16 protein-coding genes are annotated in these 17,146 nt (G+C 59.2%); all 16 read left to right on the plus strand.

Annotated elements, in window-relative coordinates:
- Positions 1–37 precede the first annotated feature (37 nt).
- The 16 genes from tssK (at position 38) to SSARUM2_RS15115 (ending at position 17,138) form a co-directional block, all read left to right on the plus strand.
- Positions 38–1,384, plus strand: coding sequence for a type VI secretion system baseplate subunit TssK (tssK, locus tag SSARUM2_RS15040; protein WP_033638522.1), 1,347 nt, complete (start codon positions 38–40; stop codon positions 1,382–1,384).
- Between the two features lie 21 nt (positions 1,385–1,405).
- Positions 1,406–2,608: a DotU family type VI secretion system protein gene (locus SSARUM2_RS15045; RefSeq protein WP_049272050.1), complete on the plus strand. Its 1,203-nt coding sequence runs from the start codon at positions 1,406–1,408 to the stop codon at positions 2,606–2,608.
- Positions 2,608–6,243 carry a type VI secretion system membrane subunit TssM gene (gene tssM / locus SSARUM2_RS15050; RefSeq protein ID WP_060430468.1) on the plus strand — a complete coding sequence of 1,212 codons (3,636 nt, stop codon included), beginning with the start codon at positions 2,608–2,610 and terminating at the stop codon, positions 6,241–6,243. Before SSARUM2_RS15045 ends, tssM begins: the two co-directional genes overlap by 1 nt.
- An 18-nt stretch (positions 6,244–6,261) precedes the next feature.
- Entirely contained in the window at positions 6,262–6,981 is a 720-nt protein-coding gene (gene tagF / locus SSARUM2_RS15055) for a type VI secretion system-associated protein TagF (protein WP_033647808.1), read from the plus strand.
- Between the two features lie 23 nt (positions 6,982–7,004).
- On the plus strand, positions 7,005–8,036 hold the full coding sequence (gene tssA / locus SSARUM2_RS15060) for a type VI secretion system protein TssA (RefSeq protein ID WP_060438539.1): 1,032 nt from the start codon (positions 7,005–7,007) through the stop codon (positions 8,034–8,036).
- A gap of 121 nt (positions 8,037–8,157) precedes the next feature.
- The gene (gene tssB, locus SSARUM2_RS15065) at positions 8,158–8,694 is read left to right on the plus strand and encodes a type VI secretion system contractile sheath small subunit (protein ID WP_033635026.1); all 537 of its coding nucleotides are present in this window, start codon (positions 8,158–8,160) and stop codon (positions 8,692–8,694) included.
- A 3-nt stretch (positions 8,695–8,697) separates the two neighbouring features.
- The gene (gene tssC, locus SSARUM2_RS15070; RefSeq protein WP_016927259.1) at positions 8,698–10,203 is read left to right on the plus strand and encodes a type VI secretion system contractile sheath large subunit; all 1,506 of its coding nucleotides are present in this window, start codon (positions 8,698–8,700) and stop codon (positions 10,201–10,203) included.
- A gap of 67 nt (positions 10,204–10,270) precedes the next feature.
- Positions 10,271–10,654 carry a Rap1a/Tai family immunity protein gene (locus SSARUM2_RS15075; RefSeq protein WP_025303292.1) on the plus strand — a complete coding sequence of 128 codons (384 nt, stop codon included), beginning with the start codon at positions 10,271–10,273 and terminating at the stop codon, positions 10,652–10,654.
- Positions 10,651–11,142, plus strand: coding sequence for a T6SS effector amidase Tae4 family protein (locus SSARUM2_RS15080; protein ID WP_041035661.1), 492 nt, complete (start codon positions 10,651–10,653; stop codon positions 11,140–11,142). The genes SSARUM2_RS15075 and SSARUM2_RS15080 overlap by 4 nt, the downstream gene beginning before the upstream one ends.
- A gap of 298 nt (positions 11,143–11,440) precedes the next feature.
- Entirely contained in the window at positions 11,441–11,923 is a 483-nt protein-coding gene (locus SSARUM2_RS15085; RefSeq protein WP_004961372.1) for a type VI secretion system tube protein Hcp, read from the plus strand.
- Positions 11,924–11,990: 67 nt separating this feature from the next.
- On the plus strand, positions 11,991–12,821 hold the full coding sequence (locus SSARUM2_RS15090; RefSeq protein WP_225369034.1) for a pesticin C-terminus-like muramidase: 831 nt from the start codon (positions 11,991–11,993) through the stop codon (positions 12,819–12,821).
- 13 nt (positions 12,822–12,834) lie between these two features.
- Positions 12,835–13,629, plus strand: coding sequence for a lysozyme inhibitor LprI family protein (locus SSARUM2_RS15095; protein WP_072270122.1), 795 nt, complete (start codon positions 12,835–12,837; stop codon positions 13,627–13,629).
- 16 nt (positions 13,630–13,645) lie between these two features.
- Entirely contained in the window at positions 13,646–13,981 is a 336-nt protein-coding gene (locus SSARUM2_RS15100) for a T6SS amidase immunity protein Tai4 family protein (protein WP_080437548.1), read from the plus strand.
- Positions 13,982–14,050: 69 nt separating this feature from the next.
- Positions 14,051–14,389: a T6SS amidase immunity protein Tai4 family protein gene (locus tag SSARUM2_RS15105; protein WP_225369035.1), complete on the plus strand. Its 339-nt coding sequence runs from the start codon at positions 14,051–14,053 to the stop codon at positions 14,387–14,389.
- A gap of 233 nt (positions 14,390–14,622) precedes the next feature.
- Complete coding sequence (tagH, locus tag SSARUM2_RS15110) at positions 14,623–16,365, plus strand: type VI secretion system-associated FHA domain protein TagH (protein ID WP_060452570.1); 1,743 nt, start codon at positions 14,623–14,625, stop codon at positions 16,363–16,365.
- Entirely contained in the window at positions 16,365–17,138 is a 774-nt protein-coding gene (locus SSARUM2_RS15115) for a protein phosphatase 2C domain-containing protein (RefSeq protein ID WP_049234725.1), read from the plus strand. The genes tagH and SSARUM2_RS15115 overlap by 1 nt, the downstream gene beginning before the upstream one ends.
- The last annotated feature ends 8 nt before the right edge of the window (positions 17,139–17,146 follow it).

Below are 17,146 nucleotides of genomic sequence, written 5' to 3' on the forward strand. Positions count from 1 at the left end.
ACCGCTGCGCTGAAGCGAAGTAACTATAGGTGTGATGATGAAAGATGCTCATAAGGTTGTCTGGACTGAGGGGATGTTTTTGCGCCCCCACCATTTCCAGCAGGCGGAAAACTATCTCGAAGGCTACATGCGCAACTGGGGCCAGGCCCACAGCGGCTGTTTCTGGGGTTTCCTCACCCTGGATCTGGACCAAACGCTGCTGCGCCAGGGCAAGATTGCCCTCAACGCCGCCAGCGGCATCATGCCGGACGGCACGCCGTTTCGCTTCGCCGGCGCCCAGCAGGCGCCCGCGCCGCTGACCATCGCCGAAAACAAGACCGGTGAAAACGTGGTGCTGGCCCTGCCGACCTACCGCGCGGGGCGTGAAGACGTGATCTTTCAGGAAAGCCCGGAGGCGCTGGCGCGCTATCTGGCTTACGAGAACGAAGTCGACGATCTCAACGCCGTCTCGGTGGGCAGCGCGGCGCTGCAGTTTGGCCGCCTGCGCCTGCGGCTGATGCTGGAGAGCGAGCTCAACGCCGAATGGACGGCGCTCGGCGTGACCCGCGTGCTGGAAAAACGCGGCGACAACAGCCTGCGCCTCGATACCGCGCAGATCCCACCGATGCTGAACTGCCAGGGCAACCCGGTACTGAAAACCTTCATCAACGATCTGCAGGGCCTGCTGCAACAGCGCAGCCAGCAGATGAGCCAGCGCCTGCTGCAGCCGGGCCGCGGCGGCAGTTCCGAAATGGTCGATTTCATGCTGCTGCAGCTGATCAACCGCCACCTCGGCCAGGTGAGCCACGCCTACCACCTCGACCATCTGCACCCGGAGCGCCTGTTCGCCGATTGGCTGCAGTTCGCCACCGAGCTCGCCAGCTTCTCGGCGCAGCGCACCCCGGAAGGCCGTCTGCCGGTGTATGACCACGACAACCTGGCGCTGTGCTTCGGCAAGCTGATGCTGTTGCTGCGCCAGGGGCTGTCGGTGGTGCTGGAAGACAACGCCATTCAGCTGACGCTGGTCGAACGCTCCCACGGGCTGAACGTCGCCACCGTGCAGGACGCCAAAATGATGCGCGACTTCGGCTTCGTGCTGGCGGTGCGCGCCGACGTGGCCGCCGAGGTGTTGCTGACCCATTTCCCGGCGCAGATGAAGATCGCCCCGGTCACGCGCATCCGCGATTTGGTGCAGCTGCAGCTGCCAGGCATCGGTTTGCGCACCATGCCCGCCGCGCCGCGCCAGATCCCCTATCACGCCGGCTACACCTACTTCGAGCTGGAAAAAGGCGGCGACCTGTGGAAACAGATGGAAAAATCCAGCGCCTTCGCTCTGCACCTGGCGGGCGAATTCCCGGGGCTGGACATGGAATTTTGGGCGATTCGCAGCCATACGGACCGGTAACCTATGACTCAGGAAAATAGCATGGCGCCGGCGGCCAACCCGCTGGTGGACGCCGCCAACCCGCTGCTGAACGCCATTTCGCAGATCCGCCAGTCGGCCACGCACGCCAACCCGGCGCAGCTGCGCCAACAGCTGATCGACGAAATGCGCCGCTTCGAGATCCGCGGCCAACGCGCCAACCTGCCGTACGAGGTGATCATCGGCGCGCGTTATTGCCTGTGCACCGCGCTGGATGAAGCGGCGGCGCTGACCCCGTGGGGCAGCAACAGCGTGTGGTCCGGCAGCGGGCTGCTGGTGACCTTCCATAACGAAACCTGGGGCGGCGAGAAATTCTTCCAGCTGCTGGCCAAGCTGTCGCAAAGCCCGCGCGAGCACATCAACCTGCTGGAGCTGATCAATTATTGCCTGCTGCTGGGCTTTGAAGGCCGCTATCGGGTGATGGAAAACGGCCGCTCGCAGCTGGAAACCATGAAACAGCGCCTGCTGCAGCTGATCCGGTCGGTGCGCGGCGGCTATGCCCCGCCGCTGTCGCCCCATGCGCTGGATCTGCCGGTACAGCAGAAACTGTGGCGCCCGCTGGTGCCGCTGTGGGCCTGCGTGGCGCTGACCGGCTTCCTGGCTTCGCTGCTGTTCATCGCCCTCAACTGGCGGCTGGGCGACAACACCAGCCCGGTGCTGGCGGCGATTTACCAAACCAATCTGCCGCAGGTGGCGATCGGTAACCCGGCGCCGGCCGCACCGCCGACGCTGAGCCTGAAGAGCTTCCTGCGCAAAGAGATCGCCGAAGGGCTGGTGGTGGTGCGCGACGAAGCGCAGCAAAGCGTGGTGATCCTCAAAGGCGACGGGCTGTTCGACTCCGCCGCCACCACGGTGCGCGCCAACTATATTCCGGTTATCGACCGCATCGCCGCCGCCATGAACGGCGTCAGCGGCAAAATCCTGGTCACCGGCTACAGCGACAACGTGCCGATCCGCAGCGCCCGTTTCGCCTCCAACTGGGAGCTGTCGCTGGCGCGCGCCGAAGCGGTCAGCGCCCGGTTGCAAAAGCACCTCGCCAACCCGCAGCGTGTCAAGGCCGAGGGCCGCGGCGAGAGCAATCCCGTCGCGCCGAACGATAACAAAGTGAACCGCGCGTTGAACCGCCGGGTAGAAATTACGCTGTTGGTCGCCCCGGAAAATACCCAGGCGGAAATCAACGGCTTGCCGCAAGGAACCGGAAAGTAATGCTCAGTACGTTATTCTCCATCATCACCAGCCGCCTGCTGTGGGGCTTTGTCGGCATTACCGCGCTGGCGTTCATCATCTGGATGATCGGCCCGCTGGTGGCCATCGGCGACTATCGCCCGCTGGAGCCGGAACTCAACCGCCAGATCGCCATCGGCGTTATCTACCTGATCTGGTTCCTGTGCCGACTGATCCCGCGCCTCTACAGCGCCTGGTTCAACAGCCGCCTGCTGAGCAACCTGCGCGCCGCCGAAGCGGTGCCGGCGGAAGACGGCAAGCCCGAGGTCAAACAAGACGATCAGTTGGCGCAGCGCTTCGACGAAGCGGCGCAGCTGCTGAAAAAGGCGCGCTTCACACCGGGCCAGGGCGACGGCAAACACCGCTGGATGACCCGTTTCAGCCGCCAATACCTGTACCAACTGCCGTGGTATGTGATCATCGGCGCGCCCGGCGCCGGCAAGACCACCGCGCTGGTCAACTCCGGCCTGCACTTCCCGCTGGCGGATCGCTTCGGCAAATCCGCGCTGCGCGGCGTGGGCGGCACCCGCAACTGCGACTGGTGGTTTACCAACGACGCCGTGCTGCTCGACACCGCCGGCCGCTACACCACGCAGGAAAGCCAGCGCGAAGAAGACGCCGGCGAGTGGCAAAGCTTCGTCGCGCTGCTGAAAAAATACCGCACCCGTCAGCCGATCAACGGCGTGATGGTGACCATCAGCGTCGCCGATCTGCTGAGCGACAGCGCCGAAGCGCGCGCCGCCCAGGCCAGCGCGCTGCGCAAACGCCTGATCGAACTGCACGAACAGCTGGGCATTCACTTCCCGGTCTATGTGCTGGTCACCAAAACCGACCTGCTCAACGGCTTTATGGCCTACTTCGGCAGCTTCGACAAAGCACAGCGCGACCAGATCTGGGGGTTCACCTTCCCTTACGAGCGCTCGCGGCAGCCGGACTTCAACCTGAACGCCGCTTTCGAACAGCAATACGCCCTGCTGCAACAGCGGCTGGACGCGGCGCTGCCTGATACGCTGCTGATGGAGCACGACGCGCGCCAGCGCGCCGAAAGCTACCTGTTCCCGCAGGAGTTCGCCGCGCTGCGCCCGCTGCTCGGCCAATACCTGGAGCAGGTGTTCGCCACCTCCAGTTTTGAAACCCGCTTTACCCCGCGCGGCATCTATTTCACCAGCGGCACGCAGGAAGGCCTGCCGTTCGACCGGGTGATGGGCGAGCTGAACCGCTATCTGCAGCTGCCGACGGCAAACTCAGGGGCGCAGGCCAACGCGGCCTGGGACAGCGTGGGTCAGGAAGCGCCAATCCCGGCGGCCAAGGGCCAAAGCTTCTTCCTGAAAGAGACGCTGGAATCGGTGGTCTTCCAGGAATCCGGGCTGGCGGGCAGCAACCGCTGGTGGGAATACCGCAACCGCGCCCTGCACTGGGCGGGTTACATCGCGCTGGCGGTGATCCTGGCGGTGCTGGCGATGCTCTGGTTCACCAGCTACGGCAACAACAAGGCCTATCTGGCAGAAGTGGCCGCCAAGGTGCCCGGCGTCGAGCGCCAGGGGCAAAACCTGACGCAGTTGGGCAACGGCGACATGTTCTCGCTGCTGCCGTTCCTCAACAGCCTGCTGCACCTGCCGGACAGCCAGAACTTTTCGCTGGACGATCCGCCGTTCACCTACCGCATGGGGCTGTTCCGCGGCGATCAGGTGAGCGACGCCGGCAATGCGCTGTACCAAAAAGCGCTGAAAGAGCTGCTGCTGCCGCAGGTGGCGCAACAGATCGCCGCCACGCTGCGCAACGACAACCACGGCGATGCGGACTTCAGCTACGAAGCGCTGAAGGCCTACCAGATGCTGTATCTGCCGAAGCAGTACGACGGCAAATTCCTGCGCGCCTGGGTGATGCTCAACCTGCAGCGCAACCTGCCGCAGGGCAGCACCCAGAAACAGCTGCAGCAGATCGAATGGCATCTGGGCCAGCTGCTGGATGCGCAGATCCAGGCCTCGCCTTACGCCAAAGACGACCAACTGGTGGCGCAGGCGCAGGCCGCCATCAACCGGGCGCCGCTGTCGCAGCGCGTCTACGGCCGCCTCAAGCGCCTGCTGCTGAAGCAGACCGACATCAAGCCGGTCAGCCTGGTCGATTTGGCCGGCCCGCAGACCGAGCTGGCGTTCAACCGCAAAAGCGGCAAACCGGTGACCGACGGCGTGCCGGGCCTGTTTACCTCGCAGGGATATTGGAAAGCGTTCAACGACAACATCGATCCGGTGACCGACACCCTGCGCAAGGAAGACGTCTGGGTGTTGAACAGCCAGACGCCGGAGCAGAAGAGCGCCGACCTGACCAAGACCATCCGCCAGCTGTACATGCAGGACTTCATCAGCGCCTGGGATGAGCTACTGGGGGATATCCAGCTGGCCAACATCGGCAACCTGACCCAGCGCATCAGCAGCGCGCGCCTGCTGTCCGGCAACCCATCGCCGATGCGTAACCTGCTGGTCAACGTCAGCAAAAACGTCACCCTGCGCGACGAGAAAAGCGACGCCGACTCCCGCTCGCTGCTGGCCAAAACCGAAGACAGACTGAATCAAAACGCCAATCGCACGCTGGAAGCGCTGTTCACCAACCGGCCGGCCAACGCCGACGGCGACGTATCCGCCCAGCCGGAACAGCTGGTGATGGCGCACTTCGCGCCGCTGCTGGAGCTGGCGCAAAGCCAGGGCGAAGGCAATAAGGCGATCCCTTTCGACAGCGTGCTCAAGCAGGTCGATGAGCTGTACAGCTATCTGACGGCGGTTCAGGGCGCGGCCAACAGCGGCATGTCGGCGCCACCGAGCGACATCATCCCGCGTCTGCAGGCCGAATCCGGCCGCTTGCCGGTGCCGTTCAAACAGATGCTGCTGTCGCTGGCGATCGGCGCCAGCAGCGACACCCAGCGCAAAGAGATGGAGAACGTGAAAAAGCGCATCAGCTTCGAGGTCGGCAGTTTCTGCCGCCAGGCGATCGCTGGCCGTTATCCGCTGGTGGCACGGGCGCGCCAGGAAGTGACGCCGGACGATCTGGCGCGCATGTTCGCGCCGAACAGCGGGCTGATGGACAGCTTCTTCCGCGACAACCTGCAGGGCAAGGTCGACACCACCCGCGCCAACTGGCGCTTTACCCCCGGCGTGGACGGCAAGACGCTGCCCGGCGGCGAGGGCATCCTGCGGTCGTTCCAACAGGCGCAGCGCATCCGCGACGCCTTTTTCGCCAACGGCACCGCGACGCCCTCGTACCGCGTGACCGTGCGGCCGGTGCGGATGGATAACGACATCCTCAACCTGACGCTGGATATCGACGGGCAGCTGTTCAAATACAGCCACGGCCCGCAGGTGCCGCTGGTGGTCAGCTGGCCGGGCACCCGCAATACCAACCAGGTGCATCTGCAGCTGGCGCTGGCCAACGGCACCACCGCCAGCCTGGTGACCAGCGGGCCGTGGGCGCTGAACCGCCTGGTGGATATGGCGCAGTCTTCGGGCACCGGCGGCCTCGGCCGCCAGGCGACCTTCAATCTTGACGGCCACCGCGTCACGCTGGAGTTCACGCCCAACAGCATTCGCAATCCGTTCCAACTGCCGGCCTTCTCGTGCCCGTAGCCCCGAAAGGACATGACCATGAGCACTGATTCAAGCGCCCCGACGAGCATCGGCTGGTACGGCAAACTCCCTTCCGCCGGCGACTTCCTGCAACGCCGCCTGCCCGATCCGGTGGTCAACAACTGGGCCCACTGGTTCCATAACGGGCTGGTGAATTTGCAGCGCGATGCGCAGGGGCCGAACGGCCACCCGTTCAGCAACGCACCGGTGTGGAACTTCGTGATCCCCGCCACGCTCGGCAGCCCGTACGTGCAGATGGGTTGCCTGTTGCCGGCGCGCGATCGCGTCGGGCGACGCTACCCGATCTGCGCGCTGCGCCTGTTCAGCCAACAGGATTGGCGGCCGCAACAGCTGAACATGGCGGCGAGCTGGTACCAACAGCTCGGTTATACCCTGCTGAACGGCGTGCGCAACGGTTTCTCCGCCGAGCAGATCGACCGCACGTTGCAGGCGATCCCGGCGCTGCCCAGCCCGCCGGCGGAAGCGGATTCCGAGATATTGTCGATTATCGGTTTCCAGCATCCGGACGTGCCGGGCCTCGGCTGGCAACAGGCCGCCGACTGTTTCGACCCGGCGCAGTACACCAGTTTCTGGTGGACCAATCAGGCCGACGGACACCCGCTCTACACCCACGTGCACAGCGGCAACCTCACCGTGCAGCTGTTTTCACTGCTGTTCGAGCCCAACGGCTGGGCGCGCCCCGGCCGCGGCGGCCAGTACCCGCAAATGTTTGATTAACATCGCTCGTTGAAGGAAATTTTATGGCTATCGACACCGATACCCTGCTGGCCCCGGTCGACGCGGACAATCCCTGCGGCGACAACCTGGAATACGACGCCGACTTTCTGGCAATGGAACAAGCCGCCACCGGCAAGGCCGAACAACAGTTCGGCAGCACCATCATCCCGGAAGAAGCGCCGGATTGGGTGCAGGTCGAACGCCTCGCGACCTCGCTGCTGACGCGCACCAAAGACCTGCGCGTCATGCTGTATCTCACCCGCGCCTGGACCCAGCTGCGCGGGTTGCCGGGCTACGCCGACGGGCTGACGCTGATCCACCAGTCGATGGCCCGTTACTGGGACGCCCTGCAGCCGCCGCTGGAGTTCGACGGCGAGGCCGACCCACTGTTTCGCATCAACGCGCTGGCCGACCTTGGCGACAAAGCCGCGCTGGCCGCCAGCGTGCGCGCCGCGCCGCTGCTGAAAAGCGCCGCCGGTGAAATCTCGCTGCGCGATGCCGGCGCCCTGCTCGACGGCAGCAAGCAGGAGTGCCCCAACTTTCCCGGCGGCCGCGCACGGCTGCAGGATGAGCTGGCGCAACAGGATCGCCCTGAAGGCGCCCTGGTGGCGCGCATCGCCAACACCCTGAGCGCCATTCGCGGCGAAGTGACCCGTCATCTGGGGGAAAGCGCGCTGCCGGAAATGAGCGCGCTCACCAAGGTCTTTTCGCTGGTGGCGCTCGCCGGCCAGAGCGAGGCCCCGGCCACCGCCGAACCCGACGCCCCGCCGGAAGCCGCCGCCGTGCAGCCACCCGCCGCCGTGCAGAGCGCCACCGCCCCGCTCAACTGGCGCAGCGCGCAGATCCAGTCACGCGACGACGCCCAGCTGATGCTGGACAAGGTGAAAAACTATTTTCGTCTTCATGAGCCGAGCCACCCGGCGCCGCTGATGATCGATCGGGTCCAGCGGTTGATTACGCTGGACTTTATGCAAATCGTCCGCGATTTGGCGCCCGATGGGCTTAACCAACTGGAGACCATTCTCGGTCGCCCCGACAACGAGGAGAACAGCTAGCCGCCGACCTTTGTTCTCTTGACGCATCCGATACCGTCTGCCCCTGAGCAGACCCGAATCAGAACCTGACTCTCCCAGCCGGACGAGGCGCGTTCCCAATCGCCATTAGATGGAGTAAATCATGTCAAACTCGAAATCCCGCAGCGGGCAGAAATTCATCGCCCGCAACCGCGCGCCGCGCGTACAGATTGAATACGATGTCGAAATTTATGGCGCAGAGCGCAAAATCCAGCTGCCGTTCGTGATGGGCGTGATGGCGGATCTGGTGGGGAAAGCGGTCGATCCGCAAGCCAGCGTAGAAGAGCGCAAGTTCATGGAGATCGACGTCGACAACTTCGACGAGCGCATGAAATCGCTGAAGCCGCGCGTCGCTTATCAGGTCGACAACACCCTGACCGGCGAAGGCAAGCTGAACATCGATCTGACCTTCGAAAGCATGGAAGACTTCTCCCCCGCCGCCATCGCCCGCAAGGTCGACGCGCTGGACAATCTGCTGGACGCCCGCACCCAGCTTTCCAACCTGCTGTCCTACATGGACGGCAAGAACGGCGCCGAAGAGCTGATCTCCAAGATCCTGCAAAATCCGGCGCTGCTGCAATCCCTGACCGACGCGCCGAAGCCGGCGGTTAACGACGAAAACAACGAGCGTGAGGATTAATCGATGAGCAACTCGCCTCAGCAACAAAATGCGTTGCAGACCACCGAGACTTTTTCCAGCGATGAATTCAGCGCGCTGCTGAACAAAGAGTTCCGGCCGAAGACCGATCAGGCCAAAGAAGCGGTCGAGAACGCGGTGAAAACCCTGGCGCAGCAGGCGCTGGAAAACACCGTCACCGTTTCTTCCGACGCCTACCGCACCATCCAGGCGCTGATTGCGGAAATTGACGAAAAGCTGTCGCAGCAGATCAACCAGATCATTCACCACGACGACTTCCAGAAGCTGGAAGGCGCCTGGCACGGCCTGCATTATCTGGTCAACAACTCCGAAACCGACGAGATGCTGAAGATCCGCTTTATGAGCATTTCCAAGCAGGAGCTGGGCCGCACGCTGAAGCGTTATAAAGGCGTGGGTTGGGACCAGAGCCCGATCTTCAAGAAAGTCTACGAAGAAGAGTATGGCCAGTTCGGCGGCGAACCGTTCGGCTGCCTGGTGGGCGACTACTACTTCGATCACAGCCCGCAGGACGTGGAGCTGCTGGGCGAAATGGCCAAGATCGGCGCCGCCTCGCACTGCCCGTTCATCGCCGGCACCGCGCCAAGCGTGATGCAGATGGAGTCCTGGCAGGAGCTCTCCAACCCGCGCGATCTGACCAAGATTTTCCAGAACACCGAGTACGCCGCCTGGCGCAGCCTGCGCGAGTCGGAAGACGCGCGCTACCTGGGTCTGGTGATGCCGCGCTTCCTGGCGCGCCTGCCGTACGGCATCCGCACCAACCCGGTGGACGAGTTTGACTTCGAAGAAGACACCGACGGCGCGACCCACGGCAACTACACCTGGACCAACGCCGCCTACGCCATGGCCGCCAACATCAACCGTTCGTTCAAAGAGTTCGGCTGGTGCACCGCCATTCGCGGGGTGGAATCCGGCGGCGCGGTGGAAAACCTGCCGTGCCACACCTTCCCGAGCGACGACGGCGGCGTGGACATGAAGTGCCCGACCGAGATCGCCATCAGCGATCGCCGCGAAGCCGAGCTGGCCAAAAACGGCTTTATGCCGCTGGTGCACCGCAAAAACTCCGACTTCGCCGCCTTTATCGGCGCGCAGTCGCTGCAGAAGCCGGCGGAATACTACGATGCCGACGCCTCCGCCAATGCCCAGCTTTCCGCGCGCCTGCCGTACCTGTTCGCCTGCTGCCGCTTCGCGCATTACCTGAAGTGCATCGTGCGCGACAAAATTGGCTCCTTCCGCGAGCGCGACGACATGGAACGCTGGCTGAACGACTGGATCATGAACTACGTGGACGGCGATCCGGCCAACTCCTCGCAAGAAACCAAGTCGCGCAAACCGCTGGCCGCGGCGGAAGTGCAGGTGGAAGAGATCGAAGACAACCCGGGCTATTACAGCGCCAAGTTCTTCCTGCGCCCGCACTACCAGCTGGAAGGCCTGACCGTCTCCCTGCGCCTGGTGTCGAAGCTGCCTTCGCTGAAGCAAAACGACGCGTCCTGATGGGCTGAAGTCAGGCCGCGATAGTGCGGCCTGGCTGATACATTAACCTCATCACAGGGAAAGAAAGATGAAGACAAAACGGTTTTATCTGGCATCGCTGTTGGCGGTCGTCTGCTCGCTCTCCGCCGCGCCGCCAGCTTTCGCAGAGCAGACATCGATAGCGCATTTGACGTCCGATGATGTCAATCTGCCGGGCAGTGACTTTTTCCGTTTCTATCGCAGTGCAGATAAACAGGAAAAAGAGAAAGCGCGGATTTATTTGCTGGGCGTGTTGGACGCGACGGAAGGCAAAAGCTGGTGCCAATACAGCCAGCTACAAACCGTCACTCTGCAGGAGTTTGTGTTCGAATTCTTTAATAAACTTCCCGCTGCGCGCCTGCACGAAAGGGCTGCCCCCCTGATTGAAGAGGCTCTTGCAACTCGCTTCCCGTGCAAAGGAGGCAAAGCATGAAACCTTTATATCGTCAGCTAAAAAGCAGCCATTACTCCTCTGATTACTCTAGCTCGGGATATTTGGCCGCAGAAGCCGTTTACGCTGAGATTGGTTATGAGCTTGATGCGCTTCTAAAGCAAAACCCTGGTTATGCCAATACCTGTGCCGTCCGCATGAGCCTGGCGCTGTTGAAAGCCGGCATAAGCTTCAAAGGCCGCCTGCCAATCAAAAAAGGCGCCTATAAGGGTAAAACGATTGAACCCGGAGCAAAACTGCTGGCCGATCAGTTGCATCGCTCCAGTAGTTTTGGCAAAGCCAAAATTTTCTTTAATGCTCCAGATGCAGAGAAGGGTATCGGTAATAAAAAAGGCGTCGTGTTCTTCAATAAAATAACCAACTATGATGGCGGACACATTGATCTGATCGAACCAGAAAACTCGCTATTGACCTGCCATTCCCATTGCTATTTTAACTGCAAAGAAGTCTGGTTTTGGGAATTAAGCTAGTGTTCCATCGGCTTGTCAGTAAATGCATGAGGTTTGGTTTAACTGCATGCTTGCAGATCGAAAAAAACCAGAACATACATTGAACCCAGACAACGCGAAATAATTAAGCATTGAGCCATTAGCACTTAATAGTGGCTCGGTAACCCGTACCGATAGTTTTCGGTATTTAATAAGGTGCATGGCACAAGGATATAAATTGGTAATGCATTACCACACTTGCAATTCCTGCTGCTATTACCTGAGTTTTTCAACGTAACGTTAATACTACTGTTAACCCTTAATAAAGAGTGAAGAAACTATGGCTATTGATATGTTCCTGAAAGTTGAAGGTGCCAGCGGCGAATCTAAAGATTCGAATCACAAAGGCTGGACCGACATTACTTCTTTCTCCTGGGGCGCTTCTCAACCGGGCAATATGGGCGTTGGCGGCGGCGGTGGCGCCGGTAAAGTGTGCTTCAACGATCTGCACGTTAACGCGCTGGTCGACAAGTCAACCCCGGCGCTGCTGAAGCACTGCTCCAGCGGTAAGCACCTGACCAAGGTTGAGTTGTCTGTCTGCAAGGCGGGCGGTACTCAGGTTGAGTACGTTAAAATCACCCTGGACGACGTGCTGGTCACCGCCGTGCAGTACACCGGCGCAGGCGGCGAAGACACCGTGGGCGTCACCTACTCGTTCCAGGCGGCCAAAGTGAAACAGCAATACTGGGAGCAGAGCGACAAAGGCGGCAAAGGCGCCGAAAGCAGCGCAGGTTGGAACATCAAGGAAAACCGCGAAGCTTAATTGTTATACAACCTCCCCGTTATGGGGAGGTTGGTTTGGCAAGCGATGTTTTTTAGATAAGGAAATCATGATGAAAGCGATTAGAAAAGGTGACAGAGGAAATCACGTAAAATCATTGCAAGAATTGCTTAATAAACAGGAGGCTATTCTTAACCCTGATGGCATATTCGGTCTAAAGACTGAATTAGCAGTAAAAAAAGTGCAACGTAAAAAAGGTCTGCATGTTGACGGCATCGCTGGTAGAAAAACATTCTTAGCCTTGGGTTCACACGTCGAAACCCGAGCACCACAACCTCCTATCGGTGGTAGTGCAGGTCGTCAAGGCCCCGGAGCTATGGGCATTTCACAAAGCGGTTTAAGGTTTATCTTTAATATTGAAGCATGGCGCGGAGTAAGTAACCACCTACATTGGCCTGGCGGTGCAAGCGGGGTCACTCTGGGGCCGGGTTATGATATGAAAGCTCGCTCTATAGAATCAATAAAAAATACCATGATCGCGATTGGATTAGACAGCGCAACTGCAGATAAAATCAGTGCAGCCGCCGGGTTACATCATCAGCAAGCTAAAGACTTCGCGAAAGAAAATCACAATTTAGTGGTTTTAACCGACACACAGGAAACGGAACTACTTAAATTTATAGTACCTGCCTATGAAAAAGCTGTTAGGAATAAAATTCTTGTTCCACTCACACAACAAGAGTTTGATGCGTTAGTCTCCTTTGCTTATAATCCAGGTGGTCGACTCAACAACGTCGCAGCATTCATTAATCAGAGCAAAATATCTGATGCAATGACAGAAATAAAACGTGCCATTACCTCAGGTGGAAAAGTGATGAAAGGGCTGATAAACAGAAGAAATTATGAAGTCGAGCTCTATTTAAATGGAAACTATCGCTAAGGAATTCGCCACAATGAAATTATCTGCATTTTTAATTAGTAGCGTATTTTTCTCACTTACTGCATGTGCAGCAGAAAAAAACGTTAATGCCCCGACATCATCAACTATTGATGGCTTATGGCAAGTGACTCAGGTCAACATAGACAATGAGACTACCCGCACACTTAACTATCAACTTAACGACCCTCGATTACTAGGAAGGGTAATCAATATTTCCACTAAATCAATAGAAAACAATCTGCCGGAAAAAGACGTCTGCACAGCGCCAACCTTAAGTATTGAGAGAAGCACGCTAAATCAATTCATCGGCAAGTCGATGGGCGGAGATAAAAGCATCACGGCTAAAAACTATGCATTGAAAGAAAACGGCCAAGCAGAAGTCTCTCTTTTCAAGATCGCTTGTCACTCCGGATCATTCGGCCCATCCGATAATGGTGCAAGCTCCAGCTTTGCCGTTCTCAATCCACAAAAAATGCTGATTAATTGGTACGATGGTTCGCTACTGCAATTAGAACGGTTACCGAAAGATCCTAAACCTGCAGCGTCTTTCGACTGTGCTAAATCTAAAAGTGTTGTTGAAAAAACTATCTGCTCAGACTTCAATTTATCCGCTTATGATAAAAGCGTTTCCCAAGCTTGGCTGTTGGCAAAAAAGCAGGCGACCGATGTAGGGGATAAAAAACTGGCGGCTTCTTTAAACAGCACGCAAAAATCTTGGTTACTGCAAAGGGATAAATGCCGAGATGACAAAGACTGCTTGGCCGATACGATGCAAAAACGAATCGATGAACTCACGTCTTACGATTAAAACTGTATTCCTACTCATGTTGGCGGTATTGAATGCTGAAGCTTACGCCAACGGAAAGTATTCCCCTGCCGAGTACCTCAAAAACTACGCGCTTAGCGTTTGTATCGCCGAGGGGTACTCAGCGAAAGAAGTCAAAAACGATGCCGCCGCCGCTGCTCGGGGTTACATGGAGTTCGGCGATTATTCTCTGGAAGCGCATACCGCTGTCAGGGCGCTGGCAAAAGAATTTCTGGCAAAGCCCTATGACAGCATGTCTGGGGAGCCGATGACGATGGCAAAGTGCATCGATCTTGTACATAGCCAAGCGTTGCAAACCATCATCAAGAAGTACCAAGGGAAAGACGACAACTGATATCAGAGTTGCTCAAACGACGGCTCATATCAAAGGTTATCTCGGATGAGAAGATACACGTACTTTTTAATGTCTCTGCTGCTCGGAAGCCATGTAGTCCTTGCTGAAAACTCGCTCAATGCTTTATCGCAAGAGGCACTATATAAAAATTGGTTAGTCAGCCGCTGCATTGGGAAGTCCACTGACTCAGTAAAAACCAAACAGGATGCCTTCCGTTCCGCCGCCGCCTATTTAGAATTGAGTGAACTGCCTCTGGATGCATTTGAACAAGGTGAAAAACTGGCTGAACAGTACGCAAATAAAAATAGCCAAGGCTCAGTTCAAGGGACTTACCATACTTTAGATTGTCTTTCACTGCAGAGCGCCAGTGAAGCTAACATCATCTTTTCTCGCTACTCTAATCAGTAAATTAGTTATAAGAGGGTAGTTACCTTGGGATAATCAAGAAATCTAATTTCAATTCTCTAATCAACAAGCCTTCAATTAATAACAAAAGCATTTCGTAAAATTAAGACCACAACAAGCCTTAGTGAACGAGTTAAGAAACAACTTAACGGCTTGCCAAAATACCCGCCAATTTTGGCAAGCCACAGATCGAATCATTAATTATTGCACTACCTCCTAATCAGCAGGAATGCCTTATGCGATTTTCCATTGTAAAAAATAAAAGCGGCCAGGTTCCGCCGCAGAGCAGTTGCGATTTTCTGCCGCCGGGCGGCACCATCGGCCGCAGCGTAGACAACAACCTGGTGCTGCCGGACGAAGAGCGCGCCATTTCTCGCCTGCAGGCGATCGTGCATATTTCCGCTGACGGCGAATGCCGCATCACCAACCGCGGCAACGTTACCCGCGTGCTGCTGAACGACATTCCGCTGGAACGTGGCCGCCAGGTTGAACTGCAGGACGGCGACGTGCTCGGCATCGACGATTACCAGATTGAAGTCAGCGCGCTGCAACAGCACGCCGCGCCACAGGCTCAACCGGTGGCCAAGGCCGCCGCCACTGCCGCTGCTGCGGCCCCTGCAGCCGCCGCCAAAGAAAAATCCGCCGCGCCAATCCCCAACGAAATCTGGGACAGCCTGGTGGAAGAATTCACGCCGAATGCGCCGGCCGCCGCCACAGTCACACCGCCGCCGGTCGCCAATCCAGGCAACCACCCGCTGCTGGACACTCCCGCTCGCGAGCTGAACCCGGCCGATCCGCTGGCGCAGCTGGCGGGCGATGTCGATCTGCGCCAGCTGCAGCAGCAGCAAACCGATCCGGCGGCGCTGTTCAACACCGACACCACCTTTGAGCGCGAACACATCCTGGCCGATACCACCCCCAGCGCGCTGCTGGCGGAGCAGGCTGCGCCGCCGCGCCCGGCGGCTCCCACCCAAAAAACGCAGCAACCGGAGCAAGAGCTGGATCCGCTGGCGCTGTTCGGCGGTTCATCCGCGCCCGCTTCGCCAGAAGCGTTGAACAGCAACGATCCGCTGGGGCTGCTGATGGGCGGCGCCGTGCCGCTGGCCCAGCCGGAAGAACCGGTACAGCCGCCCGCGCCGCCGTCTCCGCCGCCGAGCGCCGCACAACCGCAAGCGCCGCGCCCACAGCCGACGCCGCCACCTGTGCAAATCCCCGAGCCGCAGCCCCAACCCGCGCCGCAGTTCAGCCAGCAGGAACCACCCGTGCAGCCGCCGCGCCCGCGTCAGGGCAACCGCCTGGGCATCGATCCGGTCGCCTACCAGTCCGCCCAGCGGCAACATGCCGCCGCGCCGAATGGCGACACATTGGAAGGGCCGTTGCTGGCGGCGCTGCTGCAAGGCATCGGTCTCGACGATCTGCAGCCGCAGCCGCACTTCGACGAACAACAGATCCGCCAGGCCGGCCGCCTGCTGAGCCTGTTCTCGCAAGGCACCGTCGCCCTGCTCTCATCCCGCTCTATCCTCAAGCGCGGCGTAAAGGCCGAAATGACCATGATCCTCGACGAAGCCAACAACCCGTTCAAGCTGCTGCCTTCGGGCAAAACGGTGCTGATGCAGATGTTCGGCAGCCAGATGCCGGGCTTTATGCCGCCGGAACAGGCGGTGCGCGACGCGCTGATCGACCTGCAGGCGCACCAGCTGGGGATGATCGCCGGTATTCGCGCCATCATCGCCGCCATGCTGCAGTCGTTCAACCCGGAGCGTCTCGAAGAGGAAGCGCGCAAGGAAGGCGTGGCGCCGCGCCTGTCGCTGCCCGCCAACCGCAAGGCTGCGCTGTGGGACTACTTCGTGAAGAACTATCAGCAAACCTCCGGCGAGATCGAGGACGATTTCCACACCCTGTTCGGCGAAGCCTTCCTGCACGCCTATGACGTTGAAGTGAATCAATACAAAGACTCACAGACCAAACCGGACGCGTAATGAATATCACCATAGCCTCTACCTCCAACCAGGGCGGCCGCGCCTCCAACCAGGATCAGACCGGCGAGGTGCTCGGCAACCGCGCCGCCTGCTTCGTGGTGTGCGACGGCATCGCCGGCTTTCCGGGCGGCGATATCGCCGCCAAACTGGCGCGCGACACCATTTTGCAAAACTTCGACGGCGAAAAGCACCTGAACGCCCAGAGCATTCGCCAGCACATTACGCGCGCCAACGCCGCCATCCACCAGCAGCAGCGACAGTCGGACGAATACAGCAAGATGGGCACCACGCTGGTCAGCCTGTTTATCGATCGCGATTATCAGCTGGCCTACTGGGCGCACGCCGGCGACAGCCGCCTGTATCTCTTCCGCCGCGGCTACCTGCATGCCGTTACCACCGACCATAGCCTGATCCAACAGATGCAGGACGCCGGTTATCAGACCAACGGCATCAACAGCAACCTGCTGTATTTCGCACTGGGGCTCAATGAAGAGCGCGACGCCACCTACAGCGACGTGCTGCAGCTGGAAGACGGCGACGTTTTCCTGCTGTGCACCGACGGCTTCTGGCACAGCTTCAGCCAGGCCGAACTGGAACAGTCGCTGCACATGGTCAACTCCCCCAACGAGTGGATCGCTCTGATGCAGCAGGCATGGAAGAAAAACAATAACAGCGATAACTACAGCGCTATCGCCGTCTGGATTGGCTCACCGCAGGAAACCACCCTGCTGCATTCGCTGGCGGATGCGGAACGGTTTCTGAGCCGCGACTGAGCAGCGCA

This window comes from Serratia sp. K-E0102 (assembly GCF_029962625.1).
Lineage (GTDB): Bacteria > Pseudomonadota > Gammaproteobacteria > Enterobacterales > Enterobacteriaceae > Serratia > Serratia sarumanii.